The organism is Heyndrickxia sp. MSNUG (genome assembly GCF_049532715.1).
Classification (GTDB): domain Bacteria; phylum Bacillota; class Bacilli; order Bacillales; family Cytobacillaceae; genus Mesobacillus.
The window spans coordinates 2,307,472-2,325,232 of the sequence record NZ_CP150978.1 but is presented as its reverse complement, the minus strand read 5'-3'; the positions used below and the strand labels follow the sequence as shown (position 1 = coordinate 2,325,232).

General features: G+C 40.8%; 18 protein-coding genes. 5 read left to right on the top strand and 13 right to left on the bottom strand.

Annotation, left to right across the window (positions count from 1 at the left end; translation table 11 throughout):
* Nucleotides 1-254: 254 nt before the first annotated feature.
* From AABM38_RS11580 to AABM38_RS11570, 3 genes are all read right to left on the bottom strand, one after another.
* A complete protein-coding gene (locus AABM38_RS11580) occupies nucleotides 255-1,874 on the bottom strand; it encodes a PucR family transcriptional regulator (RefSeq protein ID WP_423410520.1) in 1,620 nt (539 codons plus the stop codon).
* 284 nt (nucleotides 1,875-2,158) lie between these two features.
* Nucleotides 2,159-3,022, bottom strand: coding sequence for an aminoglycoside phosphotransferase family protein (locus tag AABM38_RS11575; RefSeq protein ID WP_423410519.1), 864 nt, complete (start codon nucleotides 3,020-3,022; stop codon nucleotides 2,159-2,161).
* Between the two features lie 291 nt (nucleotides 3,023-3,313).
* The gene (locus tag AABM38_RS11570) at nucleotides 3,314-3,592 is read right to left on the bottom strand and encodes a stage V sporulation protein S (protein WP_423410518.1); all 279 of its coding nucleotides are present in this window, start codon (nucleotides 3,590-3,592) and stop codon (nucleotides 3,314-3,316) included.
* A gap of 832 nt (nucleotides 3,593-4,424) precedes the next feature.
* Here AABM38_RS11570 and AABM38_RS11565 point away from each other — a divergent pair.
* Nucleotides 4,425-4,919: a hypothetical protein gene (locus tag AABM38_RS11565; RefSeq protein ID WP_423410517.1), complete on the top strand. Its 495-nt coding sequence runs from the start codon at nucleotides 4,425-4,427 to the stop codon at nucleotides 4,917-4,919.
* Nucleotides 4,920-5,052: 133 nt separating this feature from the next.
* Here the strand turns inward: AABM38_RS11565 and AABM38_RS11560 are convergent, their stop codons facing one another.
* The 7 genes from AABM38_RS11560 to AABM38_RS11530 all read right to left on the bottom strand — a co-directional run bounded on the left by AABM38_RS11560 (nucleotide 5,053) and on the right by AABM38_RS11530 (nucleotide 12,577).
* On the bottom strand, nucleotides 5,053-5,283 hold the full coding sequence (locus AABM38_RS11560; protein ID WP_335377588.1) for a hypothetical protein: 231 nt from the start codon (nucleotides 5,281-5,283) through the stop codon (nucleotides 5,053-5,055).
* Nucleotides 5,284-5,304: 21 nt separating this feature from the next.
* Nucleotides 5,305-5,520 (bottom strand): hypothetical protein, encoded by a 216-nt coding sequence (locus AABM38_RS11555; protein WP_423410516.1) that lies wholly within the window; start codon nucleotides 5,518-5,520, stop codon nucleotides 5,305-5,307.
* A 22-nt stretch (nucleotides 5,521-5,542) separates the two neighbouring features.
* The gene (locus AABM38_RS11550) at nucleotides 5,543-7,018 is read right to left on the bottom strand and encodes an NCS1 family transporter (protein ID WP_423410515.1); all 1,476 of its coding nucleotides are present in this window, start codon (nucleotides 7,016-7,018) and stop codon (nucleotides 5,543-5,545) included.
* Between the two features lie 385 nt (nucleotides 7,019-7,403).
* Nucleotides 7,404-8,822: a dihydropyrimidinase gene (hydA, locus tag AABM38_RS11545; RefSeq protein WP_423410514.1), complete on the bottom strand. Its 1,419-nt coding sequence runs from the start codon at nucleotides 8,820-8,822 to the stop codon at nucleotides 7,404-7,406.
* Nucleotides 8,823-8,934: 112 nt separating this feature from the next.
* Nucleotides 8,935-10,221 (bottom strand): NAD-dependent dihydropyrimidine dehydrogenase subunit PreA, encoded by a 1,287-nt coding sequence (gene preA, locus AABM38_RS11540; RefSeq protein WP_423410513.1) that lies wholly within the window; start codon nucleotides 10,219-10,221, stop codon nucleotides 8,935-8,937.
* 21 nt (nucleotides 10,222-10,242) lie between these two features.
* Nucleotides 10,243-11,604 carry an NAD(P)-dependent oxidoreductase gene (locus AABM38_RS11535; protein ID WP_423410512.1) on the bottom strand — a complete coding sequence of 454 codons (1,362 nt, stop codon included), beginning with the start codon at nucleotides 11,602-11,604 and terminating at the stop codon, nucleotides 10,243-10,245.
* A gap of 82 nt (nucleotides 11,605-11,686) precedes the next feature.
* On the bottom strand, nucleotides 11,687-12,577 hold the full coding sequence (locus AABM38_RS11530) for a nitrilase-related carbon-nitrogen hydrolase (RefSeq protein WP_423410511.1): 891 nt from the start codon (nucleotides 12,575-12,577) through the stop codon (nucleotides 11,687-11,689).
* A 602-nt stretch (nucleotides 12,578-13,179) separates the two neighbouring features.
* On the opposite strand from AABM38_RS11530, the gene AABM38_RS11525 reads away from it, so the two are divergent.
* From AABM38_RS11525 to AABM38_RS11515, 3 genes are all read left to right on the top strand, one after another.
* The gene (locus AABM38_RS11525; RefSeq protein ID WP_423410510.1) at nucleotides 13,180-13,665 is read left to right on the top strand and encodes a hypothetical protein; all 486 of its coding nucleotides are present in this window, start codon (nucleotides 13,180-13,182) and stop codon (nucleotides 13,663-13,665) included.
* A gap of 246 nt (nucleotides 13,666-13,911) precedes the next feature.
* The gene (locus AABM38_RS11520; RefSeq protein ID WP_335377600.1) at nucleotides 13,912-14,037 is read left to right on the top strand and encodes a hypothetical protein; all 126 of its coding nucleotides are present in this window, start codon (nucleotides 13,912-13,914) and stop codon (nucleotides 14,035-14,037) included.
* A 427-nt stretch (nucleotides 14,038-14,464) separates the two neighbouring features.
* Nucleotides 14,465-15,022: an MEDS domain-containing protein gene (locus AABM38_RS11515; protein ID WP_423410509.1), complete on the top strand. Its 558-nt coding sequence runs from the start codon at nucleotides 14,465-14,467 to the stop codon at nucleotides 15,020-15,022.
* 114 nt (nucleotides 15,023-15,136) lie between these two features.
* On the opposite strand, the gene AABM38_RS11510 is transcribed toward AABM38_RS11515, so the two are convergent.
* From AABM38_RS11510 to AABM38_RS11500, 3 genes are all read right to left on the bottom strand, one after another.
* The gene (locus tag AABM38_RS11510) at nucleotides 15,137-15,823 is read right to left on the bottom strand and encodes a type 1 glutamine amidotransferase domain-containing protein (RefSeq protein ID WP_423410508.1); all 687 of its coding nucleotides are present in this window, start codon (nucleotides 15,821-15,823) and stop codon (nucleotides 15,137-15,139) included.
* 244 nt (nucleotides 15,824-16,067) lie between these two features.
* Nucleotides 16,068-16,238 carry a hypothetical protein gene (locus tag AABM38_RS11505; protein ID WP_423410507.1) on the bottom strand — a complete coding sequence of 57 codons (171 nt, stop codon included), beginning with the start codon at nucleotides 16,236-16,238 and terminating at the stop codon, nucleotides 16,068-16,070.
* 221 nt (nucleotides 16,239-16,459) lie between these two features.
* Nucleotides 16,460-16,657 (bottom strand): DUF378 domain-containing protein, encoded by a 198-nt coding sequence (locus AABM38_RS11500; protein ID WP_423410506.1) that lies wholly within the window; start codon nucleotides 16,655-16,657, stop codon nucleotides 16,460-16,462.
* Between the two features lie 171 nt (nucleotides 16,658-16,828).
* Between AABM38_RS11500 and AABM38_RS11495 the strand changes: the two genes are divergently transcribed.
* Nucleotides 16,829-17,713 (top strand): MerR family transcriptional regulator, encoded by an 885-nt coding sequence (locus tag AABM38_RS11495; RefSeq protein WP_423410505.1) that lies wholly within the window; start codon nucleotides 16,829-16,831, stop codon nucleotides 17,711-17,713.
* Nucleotides 17,714-17,761: the final 48 nt, after the last annotated feature.

Below are 17,761 nucleotides of genomic sequence, written 5' to 3'. Positions count from 1 at the left end.
AGGATCAAAGCAGTTTCCTTAATATTTGGAAACTGCTTTAGTTTTTTTAATGAAATACATAGGCTGGGTTTACAATGGAATACGTCTTTATGTGTACTTTCGTAAAAGTGAAATTTGCTCTTTTCCCATAGACCTGCTGGTACTCTTTCCGAAAATGATCGAATGATTGAAATTAAGAATCTAGGCAATCCCTCCCCAGGTGCAAAGGAATTTCATATGACAATGTTGAGACCTAGAGACGATCTTTCATTCCTTTACAACGTTTCCTGTTCAACCGCTCTAACAGGTTTAGAAGAAAGCAAATATTCATATGAATGCAGCATAAATTCTATCGCCAGTCGCTTTTCATGGTTCATAAAGTCGTTCCCCAGCAGTTTCTCAAGCTTTTCGATCCGGTGATAAAGTGTTTGCCGGACTACGTACAGCCGCTTCGCTGTCTCCTGCTTCGACCCATTGCAGGTCAAATACGTCTTCAAAGTCTCCATCAGCTTGCCATTGTACTTTTTGTCATAGTTGATCACCGGCTCCAGGTATTCTAGCACGATTTCATTCAAGTCCAAATGACGGTTCAAATGGGAAATGAGACGGAATATATGTAAGTCATCGTAAAAATAACTGCCCTCATGCTGGCTGCAGCGATTCTGGATACGGATCGTTTCGATGGCTGTTTGATAACTGAGATGTATATTCTTTAATTCATCTACATATTTGCCAACTCCAAGCACGGGCTTGGACTTTTGCTTGCCAACCTTAAGATCATTTTGCACGACCTTCTGGATTCCTTCCTTCATACGCTGCTTCCAGGTTGCCGTGTTTCTTTTATTCAGAAAAATAAAGATCAGAGAATCTCTTTTTTCAATCGAAAACAGCGTAAACCCTTGCTGTTCAAATACCGTCCTGAAGTATAGCTTAAAATAGGTTAAATCGACATTTGAATACTGCTCATATGGATTAAGCTTACATAGGCAGACAAACGCCCCCTTCGGCTTAACTGCCGGTGAATGATAAGCTAGATATTCTTGAATCGACTCCTCGCCATACTCGCCCTCCAGCCAGCTCATCAGCCATTCTGTCTCCTCGGCCCGCCGCTTTTCCTCAACATAATGCTTCCTTAGTAAAAACTGAGCGAGAGCAGTTGCCGTCCGGTCCAAAATTAGCTGGTCAAAATCAGTTAAAGCTCGATCCCTAGACAGGATAATCAGCTCGGCATGATTATCACCAAGCAGCTGAATAGGAATACTTGCCAGCAGCGGGGATGGTGATCCCAAGGCATGGCTTTCGATAATGTTCAAAATTTCGCCTTGCTCTTTTTCGGTAACTTTAGGGGTGAATTGTATTTCATGATTGCTAAATATGGTGATAACCTGAATTCTTAAGTATTGTTGGATAAAAGTGAGGATTTCATTATGATCTTCAATCGTTAAAAGTTTCTTATTCAGTGCTTGTGAATAGCCTTCTAAGTCTGAAATCATTTGATATTGGTGATTGATTAGGAGAGTATGAATATCCTGGGTGATTTCTACGAACGGAACCTCTTGCTTAAAGAGAATGATTGGGAAATGGTGCTCATTTGCAATCTCGATAATTTCAGGTGGCAGCAAGGTCGTGTAAGTGCCAATTTCAATGCAAAGCCCTGCCGCATTTGAATCGATCAATTGCTCGACAACGGAAAGAAATAAGTCCTTGTCCTCCTTCCAGGCTAGCCCAGTCGACAAAATCAGTTCATTCCCATTCAATAGGTTTCTGATTTTTGTCACATCGACAACATGGACCCACTTCACCCTTCGGTTAAGCCCAACATGTCCAGCAACAACTTCAATGTTTTCAAAGTGCTTTCTTTGTAAAAGATCATTTACAGTGAGGTAAGAATTCAAAGCAAAATCTCCTTTAATGAGTAGTTTTCTATTAATATAACGAAAGCTTGCTGAGGAATATGTCGTTTTCTGTATTTTTAAAATATTTAATAAAATATCTCACTTATACAAAATTTGACAGAAAAAAAGACCATCAAATTTCGATGATCTACCCTTATACCCTTTTGACTTAAAATAACTTGCCTTCCTGAATCTTTTAGTAAAGCACTTCACAACCCAACTTATAAAATTGCATATGTAGAGATAAAAAATGGTTCCCTTTTGACATCCGAATACCCACGAATTTATCGTAACGATTTTTGTAAAATCGCTAAATTTTCTTCTAGAAATAAAGCATTTTTTTCAATTCCACGGCGTTTGCACCAGCCAATACTATTGAAGGCATCTGTAAATCGATAAAAAGGCAATACAATTTCCAGATCAATTAATGGCCTGATACTGTTATAACCTTCTTGATAGGCTTTATAGAAGGACGGATCAAAGCGCAAAAAATCTCGATACAGTTTGGTAAAATCGATTTCAGTTGAACCAAACCGTACGCTTTCAAAATCGATCATGCCTGAAACGTTATTACCATCAACAATGATATTTCCTGGACGAAAATCCATATGTACAAAGCTTGGTCCATCTGGTGGAGGAAGTTGTTGTTTCATTTCTTCAAATTTTCCAATGGCTTGTTTGTATAATTGTTCGTCCAAAACGTCCTTTACATCTTCTGCAAAACTATAAAATTGCTGTTCTATAAAAGTAGACCAGTTCGGAAATTCATTTTGAATGCCGGTTAACACTTGCCCAGCAGGCGGTTGAATCGTGTGCATCTTGGCTTGAAGAACCCCAACTTGAAACGCTACAGTAGGTGAAGTCTCAGTTGTTAACGGCTTTCCTTTTAATTCAGATAATAAAAATGCGCCAGGGCACTCCTCATCACCTGACCAATAATCCAATAACTCAGGAATGGAAACTCTTCCTTTTAAAATTCCATAAGCTTCTAACTCCCGCTGATACTTCAATTTGGTATAAGGGATTTTCAAAAAAATATTTTCACCATTATTTAAAATACATCTATAAACTGTTGAACTATGAGAATCTTCAACATTATGAATGGATTGTGCCTGCAATCCAAATTGTTGAATGACACGGTTTAACATCAAAATCACCCTCCTCAATATACTGCTCTCCCTTTGAACACTCATCGAATTTCGAAGAATACTTTTCTTGACAATATCCAAATTAAAGCAATTCTTCTTATAAGTTTCATTTTAACACTACACATTTTGATTTTTTTAGATTTTTTTATTCTGCTCATTTAATGAACACCCTTGAAATGTATTGCTCATACAATAAAGTTTTACACGAACCTAATACGCACAATAAGAAAAAGCCGCATTGTCTGCGGCATGATTTCAAAAAGCATTTAGGCTGCTAATTAATCGTCTCATTTAAAATCTAGAGTTTTTCCTTGGACCTATAATTAGTTTGATAGCCGTTCTATTTTCATTATTGATTAACACATCGGTAAACGCAGGAACAAAAACCAGGTTCACACCACTAGGAGCTACAAAGCCTCTTGCTATCGCAATGGCCTTAATCGCTTGATTTAAAGCTCCAGCTCCAATCACCTGAATTTCTGTACCCCCTCTTTCCCTTAATGCCCCGGCAATTGAACCTGCGACAGAATTCGGATTTGAGTTTGATGATACTTTTAAAAGATTATCCATATGAATTTTTCCCCCTGCTATTTAGTCGCTTGAGACGATCACTATAAAGTATATAAGTATGGTATCTTTCATCATATTCGAATTATAAGCAATCAGAACATTTGAATTTATAAATTCTATAGTAATAAAAACACCTTTGACCTTCTCCTGCTCATTTTTGATCCATTATTCTCCGTCATGTTTCTTGAAGTGCGTGGATACCACTAGAATTAGGATAAAAAACGGATACTTCTATGTATTATTTCCCTCAGAAAAACATACAGAATAAGCATTTGGGAACAATAACATTCAATGTTATCAAACACGGAGTTAATTGGTGAGCAGAAAGACAAACCCGTGTTATTCAGAGGAGATTCAGTAAAATGGTGTTTCTAATTTATTTGTTTATGAATGCGACTGTCTTTATTATTTTCCTTAAAAAACAGAAAACTCTTCACATTCTCGAGATCATTACATATTGGATGCTTGCTTCATACATTGCTCAAAACTTTTCAGCACTGTGTTATATGAACTTTAAAACCCTTCACATACCTGAGAAATTATCATATGAGTTCTCACATTTTATGAGTCGAACGGTTCTCTACCCCCTGATACATGTTATATTTCTCGATTATTATCTGAAAACGAACACCTGGGTTAAAAAAATCATTTTAATGTTAGTATTTGTGACGATCTTTACGAGTATAGAATGGTTCAATCATTTTTTAGGTGTATTGATTCACGTAAATTGGCAGTTTTGGTGGTCTCCAGCCATATGGTTCGCTGGAATGATATTGTTGATTGGATTCATGAAGATATTTCGAATCATTTTATTTCGAGGAGGTTACAGTAAATGAATGTTACGTATGATTGGAATGAATGGTTCTTCCTAATTTCAACATTTATCGTTTTATTGCTGTTTTTTCCGATTCGAAAATACTTTTCACCTGTCATTGTCATGCTTGTATGGATTTATAACATCGCATTGGTATCAACGATCGATTACTTCTTAATCGCAACACCATTTAAGATGTATTATTTTGGTGATAATCCAACTTATGAGCTGTCTGGCGCCTTATTTCATTTATTTATGTATCCATGCGCATCTTTAATCTTCCTGTATATCTACGACAAATTCGAACTATACGGAAAAAAAACAGCTTGGTATATACTTAGTTGGACAGGCTTCTCCTTATTTTACGAATGGATTTGTGTAAAGAATAAAGCGTTAATCTATACCGGATGGAAGTTACAATATTCCATTCCCGTATATCCAGCCGCTGCCATTGCATTAATTTTGTTTTTTCACTTTGTAAAAAGAAAATCTTTAGAAGTTTCCTATCAATAAACAAAAAAACAGCCAACCAACCTTTAGTCTGGTTGATCAGCTATTGGGTGAAACATGGGGACGGTTCTTCCGTTTCAGTTTTTTACAGATTTTCACTTGAATTGAAACAAGAGAACCGTCCCCGTGATCCGTTTTATTGGACGGGGGTAAATCTAAGAATCTCCCTCATCATACCTTCAAATTGGTCTGGGTCAAAAAAATCCTCGCTCTGCCAATTGCTGAAAATCCATTCAATCAGCTCAGCGGAAGAGTTGAACACTTCTCCGCTGGAATCGGCTTTCTTAATCATGTATCGTCCATTATCATCATCAATCGTCACTTCACAAGGAAAAACATTATCTCTACACTTCAAAAAATATTCCATTGTCCAACCCTCCCCTATTTTTTAAGCACCAGCTTTTTGCTGCTTCATTAAAAGCACTGAAAAATACTTTCGCGCATCCGGAGTGAGAACTTGCAGTGTTTCATGCTCTCCCTCGGAATTTTCGAATTCCACGAACGCCCCGCTTAAATTCTCTACAACATTCTTAATTCGATACCCCTTCTGTACCATAAAATCAAGACGGTCTCTCTCCTGTAAAAACTCCTGATACTCAGACAAGAATTACACTCTCCCTCCTAAATTATGTGTTAATTGGATTAGTCGCTTCCGGAACAACAACCGAATCCAATCCCTCTTCTACAATCCAGTCACGCCCGACCGTAATGCCCAGATACTTTTCATCACTTGGGTCTTCAATTTCAGCCTGCTTGTATTTCACGAACCACCAGTGTTTTGCCAATACGTAATAAATGATTGCACCAACGACGAAGCCTACGATAAAGGAATAGGAAGGGAAATAGTATGCCGCTAGACCGCCGATCACCCAGGCAATCAACCCCGCCATGTTAAAACCATTCATTCCCCTGAATTGTCCATACTCTTCATACAGCTCCTGGACATTCACGCGTCTTTTACGCAGTACATAATAATCTGTGAACAAAATTCCAACGATTGCTGATAAAATTCCGCCAATGACAAGCAAGGCTGGAATGATAATACCAAACAAACTCCATGGCTGGACAAGGATACCGACAACACCGGCCATAACTACTCCAACCCAGAATGGCACCTTAGGACCGCCGACATTTGAGAAAATAGTAGCTGCCGGAATGACGTTCGCCGATGTATTTGTTGACCATTGTGCCAGTACAATCATCAATAAAAGAATTCCTAGGATGAATCCGCTCGCAGCCTGCTGAAGTCCAACAATCGGGTCGTAATTCAATACTGCCACGTATGAAACAGCACCAATAATCACCATGAATGTATTCACGATCGGCATCGTGATCACACTGCCTGCAATTTGCGCTTTGTTACGCTTGAACCAGTTCCGCTCATTTTTAGGAGCCTTAAAGTATCGAGACAAAGACGGCATATCCGCTGCAAGCGTCGCCCAAAAGCCCATGTTCGCCATAACAACAACCATGAACGCTGTAAAAGCAGCACCGCCAGTTACCGGACTTTCCACCCACACCCATATATCCCTGCCTTGAGACATTGCTTGATCAGAAAGGGAAACGTACATCCAGCAGGAAATGATAATGATGATCGGGGCAGCCAGGTCTGCAAACCTTTCAACCGCTTTGATTCCCAGTGCTGTATTCACAAGCTGTACGACCGCAAATAAAACGAAACAGATGAACCAGTTATCATAACCATATAGTAAATTTAAAATTCCATTTATAGCTGTTGCTCCAAAATAAGTATTAATCCCAAACCAGCAAGAAGCTGCAACACCACGGACTAGCGATGGTATATGAGTTCCCATCGTGCCGAACGGCGCTCTCATATAAACAGGAAAAGAAAGTCCATGTTCAACCCCGATATCGCCAATGATTGTCATGAAAATCCCGATCGCTACCGATCCAATAATTGTAGCGACAATCACCCATCCCAGCGGCAAGGTTTGAATCCCGGCTCCGCCAATAGCAAAAGCAGCAAGAACGATGGCCATTCCAATCCAGATTACCGAAAAACCAAACGGACTAATCTTCCTTTCATCATGCGAAATCGGAAGCAAATCAGGCGACTTTAAGTAATTTCCTTTTTTACTCATTCAGACACCCCCAAAGTAAAATATACAAAATTTTCTGAATTCAAAAGACGGAAATTGATTCACAATGAGCTATTTGATGACTCCTCTTTTCCACCTCCTTTTAAAATCAAATCCAAAAACAATAAAAGGTACCTATCAGTACACAACCAGCAGCAAGGGGAATCCCCCTCGCCGTGGTCGATGGAATGATTCATTTTTCAGGATGGCTGCCTTTAATTCTTCAAATCTATTGCAGGGTGTCTGGCAGAATAATTCTTAAAATCACTTTCTCTGACTGACAGATTAGATTCTTTACAGACATTTCTCTGTCTGGCAAATCAGATTATTAAATTCTTTTTACTGTCCGGCAGGTTAGATCATCACATACATTTCACCATCTGGCAGATTAGAAAGTAAGTGACTCCTTCGTATTTCTCGTCTTGCTTTCACCGTATTTTGCACGCTTCAGGAACTGTCCGGCCCCTGGCTTTCCAACGAAAGTTTTATCGCGGACGACAAACTCCCCCCGAGATAACACAGATACCGGCTCACCTGTCACTTTCATACCTTCAAACGCACTGTAATCGACGGCCAAATGGTGTGTCTCCGAAGAAATCGTTCTCTCAACAGTCGGGTCAAAAATCACAAGATCAGCATCGGCTCCAACAGCAATTGTACCTTTTTTAGGATACAAGCCAAACAGCTTTGCCGCTCTTGTTGACGTTACATCAACAAATTGGTTAAGCGAGATTCTTCCTTTCAGTACTCCTTCTGAGAACATAATCGATACTCGGTCCTCGACGATCGGTCCTCCGTTTGGAATCTTGGAGAAGTCCCCTCTGCCAAGTTCTTTCTGCCCTTTAAAATCAAACGAACATTGGTCAGAACCTACTGTTTGCAGCTGACCAGTCTTCAGGGCGTTCCATAACACATCCTGGTTCCACTTTTCGCGCAGCGGCGGTGACCAGACATATTTAGCTCCTTCAAAATCAGGCTTCTCAAGATAGGATTGATCGAGCACCAAATACTGCGGGCACGTTTCTCCCCATACCTCGATCCCCTTATTTCTTGCTTCGGCAATCTTTCTGGCAGCATCCGCACAAGACACGTGAACAACATAAAGTTGTGAGTTCGCAAGCCCTGTAAACGTTGCAGCACGCTCAGTTGCTTCTCCTTCTATCTCTGCAGGTCTAGTTAACGCATGGTAAATCGGATCGGTGTTGCCCTGTGCCAGCGCCTGCTTTGTGAGATATTCAATAACATCGCCATTTTCGGCATGAACCATGACAAGCGCACCAAGGTCCTTAGCTGCCAGCAACGTTTTGAACAAGGTTTCATCATCAGCCTGCAAGACATTTTTATAAGCCATGAACACCTTGAACGAGGTGATTCCCTCTTCATCGATGACCGCAGGAAGCTGGTTCAGAACATCATCATTGATTTCGCCAATCATCAAGTGGAAGCCATAATCAATCACCGACTTCTCCTTTGACTTTGCATGCCATGTATCAATCGCATCCTGTAACGGAACACCCTTATTCGTTAAGCAAAAATCAATGACGGTCGTCGTACCGCCAAATGCAGCGGCAATCGTCCCCGTTTCGAAATCATCCTTCGTAACTGTCCCGCCGAACGGCATATCAAAATGAGTATGAGGGTCGACACCGCCTGGGAACACGTAGCATCCCTTCGCATCGACAACCTCCGCCCCCTGAGTTGAAAGGTTCTCGCCAATTAAGCTGATCACACCATTTTCAATCAACACATCCGCCGCGTACGTATCCGTTGCTGTCACGATTGTTCCGTTTTTTATTACCTTTTTCATGTGTTCTCCTCCTTTTTAAAAAGCTGTTCCCTTTTTAGATCAGGCTCCTAATTCTGGTCATAGAAACTAGTTTCTATGACCCTTTTACTATACAAGCCACAACAATCCAACCTTACTTCACAACCGGATCCACCCCGCAAGCCAGCACACCTAGTGCGGCCTGGCGCTCGTTCCATGTCATTGGCGGCAGCTCGCTCTTCAGCTCGATCATGTCAATAGCGCCATCAACCGGGCAGACAATTGAGCATAGATTACAGCCGACGCAATCTTCTTCGCGCACCTTCAGATAGCTGTTCCCGCTCGCATCCTTCAGCATATCGATACACTGGTGCGAGGTGTCCTCACAGGCAATGTGGCACTTGTTGCAGTTGATGCATGTATCATTATTTATACGGGCGACGATTTTATAATTAAGATCAAGGTCACCCCAGTCTGAGTATTTATGAACAGACTTTCCGACAAGATCCATCACCGATGCTATTCCTTTTTCATCAAGGTAATTATTTAAGCCCTCGATCATGTCCTCGACTATCCGGAAGCCGTGGTGCATGGCTGCTGTACAAACTTGGACACCCGTCGCGCCCATCAGCATGAACTCAACAGCATTCTGCCAATTAGAGATTCCGCCAATGCCTGAAATCGGAACGTTAATGCGAGGGTTCCGCGCACATTCGCCGACCATATGGAGTGCGATCGGCTTTACAGCAGGTCCGCAATAACCGCCGTGTGCTCCTTTTCCGCCAACATGAGGCACCGTATCCCACGTATGAATATCAACAGCAGCCAGGCTGTTAATTGTGTTGATCATACTGATCGCATCGGCTCCGCCTTCAACCGCAGCCTCAGCCGTCACGGTAATATCCGTGATATTCGGTGTCAGTTTGACGATAACCGGAGTTTGTGCAACTTCCTTTACCCAATAAGTCTGTTTCTGCACAAGTTCGGGGACCTGGCCAGAAGCCGCACCCATGCCGCGCTCAGCCATCCCGTGCGGACAGCCGAAGTTCAGCTCAAGCCCATCGACGCCCACGTCCTCAACCCGCTTCACAATCTCATGCCATTTTTCTTGCTTAGGTTCGACCATCAATGAAGCGATGATTGCGTGATTCGGAAACTTCTTCTTCGTTTCATAGATTTCTTTTAAATTGACCTCAAGCGGTCGGTCAGTGATTAATTCGATATTATTGAAGCCTGCCACTTTCTGGCCGTTAAAACTAACCGCCGCAAAGCGTGAGGAAACATTCAGGATTGGGTCCCCAAGCGTCTTCCAAACCGCCCCGCCCCAGCCAGCATCAAAGGCACGCTGGACCTGGTAGCCCGAGTTGGTTGGAGGAGCAGAAGCTAACCAGAACGGGTTCGGTGACTTGATTCCTGCCAAATTGATACGTAAATCTGCCATACTCTTACCTCCCTTTGTTTGTTAGGCTGTTTCTGGAACTGGCTTAGAAAGCAGCTGATGGATCGCGTAGGCCGTATCTTTACCCTGCTGGGCTGCTGAAACGACCATGGCTTCTCCCTGTCCTTTGCCAAAAATAACATCTCCACACGCGAAGACTTTTTTATTTGATGTCTGATACGTATTCGGGTCAATTTTCACGACGCCGCCTCGATGGTCCAGTCCAAATTGTTTGAGCAGATCGACATATCTCGATTGGCCAATCGCCTTGATGACGGCATCGACTTCTAAAATAAACTCCGACCCTTCCAAAGGAACAGGGCGACGTCGTCCATCTTCTCCCGGCTCAGTGAGCACCATTTTTACACACTCAATGCCATTGACCTTGCCATTCTCATCCCCAATAATTCTTACAGGAGCAGTCAGCCAGCGGAATTCAACTCCATCCTGCTTGGCAAATTCATATTCAAAATCATAAGCAGTCATTTCATCTACCGTCCGGCGATAAAGAATCTTGACGTTTTCAGCACCAAGCCGAACAGAGCAGGTTGCACCATCAATTGCCGTATTTCCAGCACCAATGACAACGACTTTTTTACCTAAAAATTGATGGTCGATCGGCTTAGTCTTTGTCGCCTTAACGAAGTCAATCGCATCATACACGCCATCCAAATCTTCTCCATCAATGCCAAGGTTCGGAACCTTTGACATCCCTACAGCTAAAATAACGATGTCATGCTGTCCCATGATTTCCTCGACGGAAACATCAACACCAACTCTTGTATTCGTCCTGATTTTCACATCGAGGCTTTCAACCTGTTTTACTTCCCAAAAGGAAATGTTCTGAGGCAAACGGAACGATACGATACCATAAGTATTCAATCCGCCAGCCTTCTCTTCTGCTTCAAAAATGGTTACATCATAACCTAACAGCGCAAGCTCTCTAGCCGCAGATAAACCTGCAGGTCCTCCTCCAATAATCGCAACCGTTTTACCATTTTTCTCACCAGCCTGGAACAACACCTGGTCGTTCTTAATCGCCCAGTCAGTGGCATATCGCTGCAAATTTCCAATCATGATCGGTTTCGTCGAATGATTGAGTACACATGCACCTTCACATAGCTCCTCAGTCGGGCAGACACGTGAACAGCTTGCACCAATCGGGTTGTACGTCATGATTGTTTTTGCTGACCCCTTCAGGTTTCCAGAGGCAATCTTTTTGATAAAAGTCGGGATATCAATTCCCGTTGGACAAGCCTGAATGCATGGAGCGTCATAACAATACAAACAACGATTCGATTCCTCAACCGCTTCTTGATTCGTCAAACCTGGATGCACTTCCTGAAAATTCACCTGCAAATCCTCATACGAAATTTTCGTCGTCAATGAAACAACCCCCTTTTTAAAAAATCGACAGAAAGAGGGCTTTACGTCCTTCTTCTGTAAAGCCCCTCTGCAGTCATGATTGTTATGGTAAAAGTGCCGTCATTTCCTCGTACGTTTCTGGCCTGCGGTCGCGATAGAACTGCCAGGTATCACGTACTTCCCTGATCATTTTCTTATTCATTTCACCAATGATGACTTCATCTTTGTCCCGGCTGCCCATTGCAACAAAATTGCCTCTTGGGTCAACTAGATACGATTGGCCATAAAATTCACCCATATTCCATGGACCTTCCATGCCAACTCGGTTGATCGCGCCGACATAATAGCCATTCGCCACAGCGTGTGCCGGCTGCTCCAATTTCCACAGGTATTCAGACAAACCGGCGACTGTGGCAGACGGATTCAGAACGACTTCCGCACCTTTCAAGCCTAGTAATCTAGCACCCTCAGGGAAATGGCGGTCATAGCAAATGTAAACTCCTACCTTGGCAAAAGCCGTGTCGAATACCGGATAGCCTAAATTGCCCGGCTTGAAATAGTATTTTTCCCAGAAGCCGCAGCCCTGGTCGCCTACACCAACATGCGGGATATGCTGCTTTCGATATTTTCCTAGATACGAACCATCCGCATCAATTACGGCAGCAGTATTATAGTAAGTGGCAATCCCTTCTCTTTCGTAAATAGGTAAAACGATGACCACGCCCAGTTCCTTTGCAAGATCCTGAAACAGCTTCGTAGTCGGACCGTTCGGAATCTCTTCTGCCGCATCATACCACTTTGGATTCTGTTCAGAGCAGAAATATGGACCATAGAAAATCTCCTGTAGGCAGATAATTTGCGCCCCTTTATCCTTCGCTTGCCGTACAAGCTTGATATGCTTCTCGATCGCCTTCTGCTTATGAACCTCAACCGGCTCATTTCCATCAACATCATTCGAAGCCTGGATAAGACCAATTTTCACAGTATCCGACATGTTCAATTCCCCCTCTTATATATTAAAGTGAAGTATATGTCGTATTTTGTAAGCGCTTACAAGATTCTTGTTTAAACGACATTTTTCTCAGGTGATTATACCGTATGTACTCTATTATTCCCCTTTCATACGTTTTCTGAATAATTAGAAACTTATATTCATTTTACAATTTCCCAAATGCCATTTCATTATACACAATGTAAAAAAATGTACAGCATGTACTGTTCACTATGTAAATTGGAAGCATGGGAACGCTTCTTGTGCTTCCCATCAGGTGAAGCATGGGGACGCTTCCTGTGCTTCTCATCAGTGGTAGCAAGGGGACGCTTCTTGTGCTTCTCATCAGTGGAAGCAAGGGGACGTATCTTGTGCTTCTAATAAATAGGAATCAAAAAGGACACACCTTTTGCTATTATCGAATCTTTTTAAGGAACACACAATAAAAGATGTACTTACTAAACAGAAGCATAAGATCCGTCCCAGTGCTTAAATTGAAATTACTCGGAACTTTTTTGCATTTTGTTCGTATTAGGATTATGGGGGTGTTAAAAATTAATAAAAATCATTTCATCAATGGAGTATTTATCATTTCACGGAGATCAATGTCACTGCTTTTATTAGGATTTATTTTACTTGCTGGCGGCTGCTCTTCATCCGTAAAGTCTACACCAGAAGATAAAAACATCACCGCTATAAAAACAGTTTTAAAGCATCAGTTCACCGGACCAACTGCAGAATTTATTGAGGGATTAGACAATACCAAAAAACTTGAACAATATTATGAAAAAAGCTATAAGTCTTTTTTTACTGAAGATATGTACACGAAATTTATTTCAGCCCATGCTTATGATTATTTACTTATGGCCCATAATAGTGAACAACAATTAAAGGTCGATCAGGTAAGTGTTGAAAGCGATAAAACGACAGAAGGTACTTATAAATTTAAAGTGGTTGTCTTATACGATACTGAGGGAACTAATCAAGGATCTGCTGAGGTTTCTGGTAGAGTAAAGTTCAACAAGGAAGGCAAAATAGCTAGTATTAGCTATTTAGACGACGGCGGATTATCAACAGAGTTGAGAAATTAAACAATATACTATTACAAGTAATAGCTCGGAAAGTAACCGAGCTATTTTTACGTACTAAAAAGAGTAAGGATGCACACTTTGATGACTGGTATTTAGTATAAATTTTAAATTCAGTGTTAGATTCTCTTAATAAACAGATGCATAAGATACTTCCCATGGTTTCTCAAAATAAACTCCATGTTCCTTTAAAAAGAATAATCCTCCTAGCTTTGTACAAAATATCTATGTTCAAAAGGAGGTGTCTAAATGCCTAATCAAAATGATAACAAGTTCAGGAAAATTCAATCAGAGAGTTTTAAGCAAGGTAAATCACAGGAAGAATATGCGGCAGAACTTGAAGCGAATAAAATGAAGGCTCAAAAAAGGAAGTAACTACACCAAATGAAGGTTTTTTTGGCAGGAAGCTAGTTCCTGCCTTATTCATGTCTATTTTTAATGAACTTAATGACTTATAACTGATGAAAAAGCTATTTAAATAGCTTTCGATTTATGTTGGCGATCCATTAATTGAACTTTTCTTCAGGTATGATTTTAAGTCATCGATGATTCTTTCCAACTCTGTTTTTCTGTACAATCATCTTTAAAAAAACGACGGACCCTTGGTTTTAGTAAGAGTAGTCAGTTAAGGTGTGAGAGCTGATTATCCAATAAAAAATTCTAACCGAAAAAAGGAAGCATCAGATACGTCCCCATGCTTCTATCCTTATATTCCCATATACTTCCTTCTGTATGCATGTTAGGCTTAAGACCGATACCAAATTCAGGTAGTAGAATCAAAATTTGTATGGAGGTGTGCTTCATGGAAACCCTATTACAATCAAATTTCACAAATGTAACCGAAGGTCATGTCTTCTATCGATTTGAGGATGGAGAGGCTTATTTAGATCATTTGGTTTCTTTTATAAAAACGGGATTAGATCGAAACGAGCAGATCCTAATTCTTGAGAGCATGAGAAACCTCCCTAAGATTAGTGCAATAATGAATTCGCTATTTACTGTTGAACAGCAATCCTCAATCCACTTAGTGAACAATTATGATTATTATATTTCAAATGGTGACTTTAACACCCAAACCATTCTTGAGCATTTCGAAAAGGATCTTCCCTTTGATAATAATAGTCATTCATCGATTCGCACCTGGGCTCACGTAGAATGGGTGTCGACTGAATGCAATGCCCAGTTAATTACGAACATTGAACTCCTGGCAAATAATTTTGTTATACAGGAACGAATGGTTTCCGTTTGTGCATATTCTTCAGCTAGTTTATCTTCAAGCTTGAATGATGCACTAGAACAAGATCATAAATATATTATGACGGATGATGATTTCTCTTTATCCTCTTTATATAAGCAATAGAATTTTTCAAAAATACCAGGTGGTTATTCTCTCCTGGCGTTTTTGAGTTTCACTTTTATATCGTCTATTTCATCTAAATAAAAAAGCACCCTATTCAGGTGCTCGATTAAAATCCTATTCATTTTTCCTCTTTTCCAATGCTTTAACTAACTCTTCCCCCATCAGCTCAGATGAGAACGGGTCACGGCTAGTGACGATTTGATCATCCGCCCATACTGCATGTCCCGTTTTTTCAAGGTCTCCAGTTTCATAATTGCTTATTTTTCGCAGCTCCTGCTCAAGGCTGAATGGCAGGATATCCAGTAACCCTGCAGGCTCCATGACGTCAGGATAACCGGTTACCTTTTTACCAGCAACAAAACTCTCACCATTGGGACGCTTTGCAAAAACTAAAGGCGCAGGTCCATGGCACTCCGCTGCAACAATCCCACCCTGGTCATAAATGCGATTCATAATCTGATGCAAATTCTCATCCTTTGCCAGGTCGTACATCGCACCATGGCCGCCAACAACAAGAACGACATCATAATCTGCTGGATTCACGTCTGCAAGCTTCAATGTGTCATCGGCTTTTCCGGATTCGTAAAGCTTCTTATAAGTACCATTAGGATCATAATCCTCACTAATACTCATCTGATCAATTACCGGCTTTCCTCCAAGCGGAGAAGCTAAATCAACCTGGTGTCCTGCCTTTTCTAAAAGCAGCATCGGAGCAAATAATTCCTCTCCCCACCAGCCAGTTTCATAATTATTTTTCTCATCTTTATGTCCACTTGATAGTACTGCTAACACTTTTGCCATATAAATAACCTCCTCTTTTTCTGCACTGTGTTTATCTTCCCTTTAAATATACGATTTACACATAAGTTTCACTTTCAATGATTTCCTGTTTGATCAGCTTAGTCATTAAATGGAGATTGAGGTTGTGAGGTAAAATGAAAAAGTGATGAAAGAAAATTCGGAGTACAATTTGACTCTTAGATCAGTCGCGGCTAAAAATTCATTGAGGATTATGACAAACACCATACTAATCCATCCCATGCGTTTAATTCACCTTATCTTCCCCTTTTATTAAAACGGTTATTGCATATGTAGCAAAACTAAAAAATCCTATAACAATCGCAATAAATGAGATTATATTCTCATCAAAATATTGTTGTATTAAAAAACAAATCAAAATAATTCCCCAGCATACTTTGATGATGACTTTTTTCATTGGGATATTCCCCCTGGTTTTCTCTTTTCATTTCCCGAAAAACTATAATATTAAATTCCCGTGTAACATCTATTTTTCCTTCTTACTTATATTGATCACTGGTGTGGGTTCAATAAAAATTGAACTTCGATTAAAGGTTCTCTCACTAAACGGAAGCACAAGAAACGTCCCCATGCTTCAAAAAAAACGTACAGATCAATGTCTGTACGCTTTTTTCGAGATTATTTATTGACTTTCGATAAGAGTGTTAGGCTGTAGATGGCTGCAAGACCTACGAGGATGTAGACCACTTTTGCGATCGGGCTGTCCATGCCTCCGAAGAGTCCACCGACTAGATCCCATTCAAACAAGCCGACCAAAAGCCAATTTAAACCGCCGACAATAAGCAATACTAATGATACCAGATTTAAAGTTTTCATTATTACACCACCCATTGTATAATTTTTGTATAACCTTTCGATTTAATTATACAAAACCTATACAAATTGAGCAAATATTTTTTATTTTTTACTTTAAATCCCTATATCAATGGATTTTAGATGTGTAATTTTTGTATAACTTATCTATAATGAGGAGTGGAGGTGTTAATTTTGTATAGTATTAAGCAAGTTTCGGAATCATTGGATATCCCAGCGGTAACAATCAGGGCATGGGAAAATCGATACAACGTTGTAACTCCTACACGGACAGACGGCGGTCACCGTTTATATAGTGAGAAAGATGTACAAACCCTTAAGTGGATCAAGACACAAGTGCACGAAAAGAATATGAAAATCAGTGATGCAGTCAGACTCTTGCAGGATAAGACTCCAGCCCCTGCCACACCTGCCACTGAGACTAATAAATACGAAGAGCTAAAGGAAAAGCTTTATCATGCATTAATTAACCTTGATACCCATGAAGCGAACCAGATCGCTGACCTCGCTTTTTCCTTGTATGATTATGAAGAGGTGTTTCAACAAATATTAGTTAAGCTTTTGTATAAGGTTGGGGATGAATGGGAGAATGGCTCCATCAGTGTAGCCCAGGAGCACTTCTCTTCACAGTTCATCATCAACCGCTGCACCCAGTTCATGAGGATTCTCCCAGTGAACCCGTCGCTCCCGAAAGTAATGGCATTTTGTCCAGAAGGTGAGCATCACCAAATTGGGTTGATGATATTCAGCCTGTTTTTAAAGAAAAAAGGAAATGAAGTCATCTATTTGGGTCCGAATACCCCTCTTGGAGGATTAACCGATTTAATTAAAATGAAGAACATTTCCGTGGTGGCGATTTCCATGACAAACCCTGCCCCTGTCAAAAAGGTGGAAAGCTGGATTCAGTCATGTCTCGAAACGAATCCAGCCCTTAAATTCATTGTTGGAGGAAACTGCATCCGTGATTGTTCAAAGCTTGAGTCTAAATCCGTTTCCTACTCGCTCGGATTTGACTGGGATGAATGGTACGACTCTTTTATGCAAGGAAAAATGGCCTGACGAAATTTGTCAGGCCTCGATTTCTTAAGCGAACAACCTCCTATTTCA

Excerpts from the sequence above, each read along its gene's own strand:
- AABM38_RS11575 (WP_423410519.1), bottom strand. The coding sequence starts at position 3,022 with ATGTTAAACCGTGTCATTCAACAATTTGGATTGCAGGCACAATCCATT.
- AABM38_RS11570 (WP_423410518.1), bottom strand. The coding sequence starts at position 3,592 with ATGGATAATCTTTTAAAAGTATCATCAAACTCAAATCCGAATTCTGTC.
- AABM38_RS11565 (WP_423410517.1), top strand. The coding sequence starts at position 4,425 with ATGAATGTTACGTATGATTGGAATGAATGGTTCTTCCTAATTTCAACA.
- AABM38_RS11560 (WP_335377588.1), bottom strand. The coding sequence starts at position 5,283 with ATGGAATATTTTTTGAAGTGTAGAGATAATGTTTTTCCTTGTGAAGTG.
- AABM38_RS11550 (WP_423410515.1), bottom strand. The coding sequence starts at position 7,018 with ATGAGTAAAAAAGGAAATTACTTAAAGTCGCCTGATTTGCTTCCGATT.
- hydA (WP_423410514.1), bottom strand. The coding sequence starts at position 8,822 with ATGAAAAAGGTAATAAAAAACGGAACAATCGTGACAGCAACGGATACG.
- preA (WP_423410513.1), bottom strand. The coding sequence starts at position 10,221 with ATGGCAGATTTACGTATCAATTTGGCAGGAATCAAGTCACCGAACCCG.
- AABM38_RS11530 (WP_423410511.1), bottom strand. The coding sequence starts at position 12,577 with ATGTCGGATACTGTGAAAATTGGTCTTATCCAGGCTTCGAATGATGTT.
- AABM38_RS11525 (WP_423410510.1), top strand. The coding sequence starts at position 13,180 with ATGTCACTGCTTTTATTAGGATTTATTTTACTTGCTGGCGGCTGCTCT.
- AABM38_RS11520 (WP_335377600.1), top strand. The coding sequence starts at position 13,912 with ATGCCTAATCAAAATGATAACAAGTTCAGGAAAATTCAATCAGAGAGT.
- AABM38_RS11515 (WP_423410509.1), top strand. The coding sequence starts at position 14,465 with ATGGAAACCCTATTACAATCAAATTTCACAAATGTAACCGAAGGTCAT.
- AABM38_RS11510 (WP_423410508.1), bottom strand. The coding sequence starts at position 15,823 with ATGGCAAAAGTGTTAGCAGTACTATCAAGTGGACATAAAGATGAGAAA.
- AABM38_RS11505 (WP_423410507.1), bottom strand. The coding sequence starts at position 16,238 with ATGAAAAAAGTCATCATCAAAGTATGCTGGGGAATTATTTTGATTTGT.
- AABM38_RS11500 (WP_423410506.1), bottom strand. The coding sequence starts at position 16,657 with ATGAAAACTTTAAATCTGGTATCATTAGTATTGCTTATTGTCGGCGGT.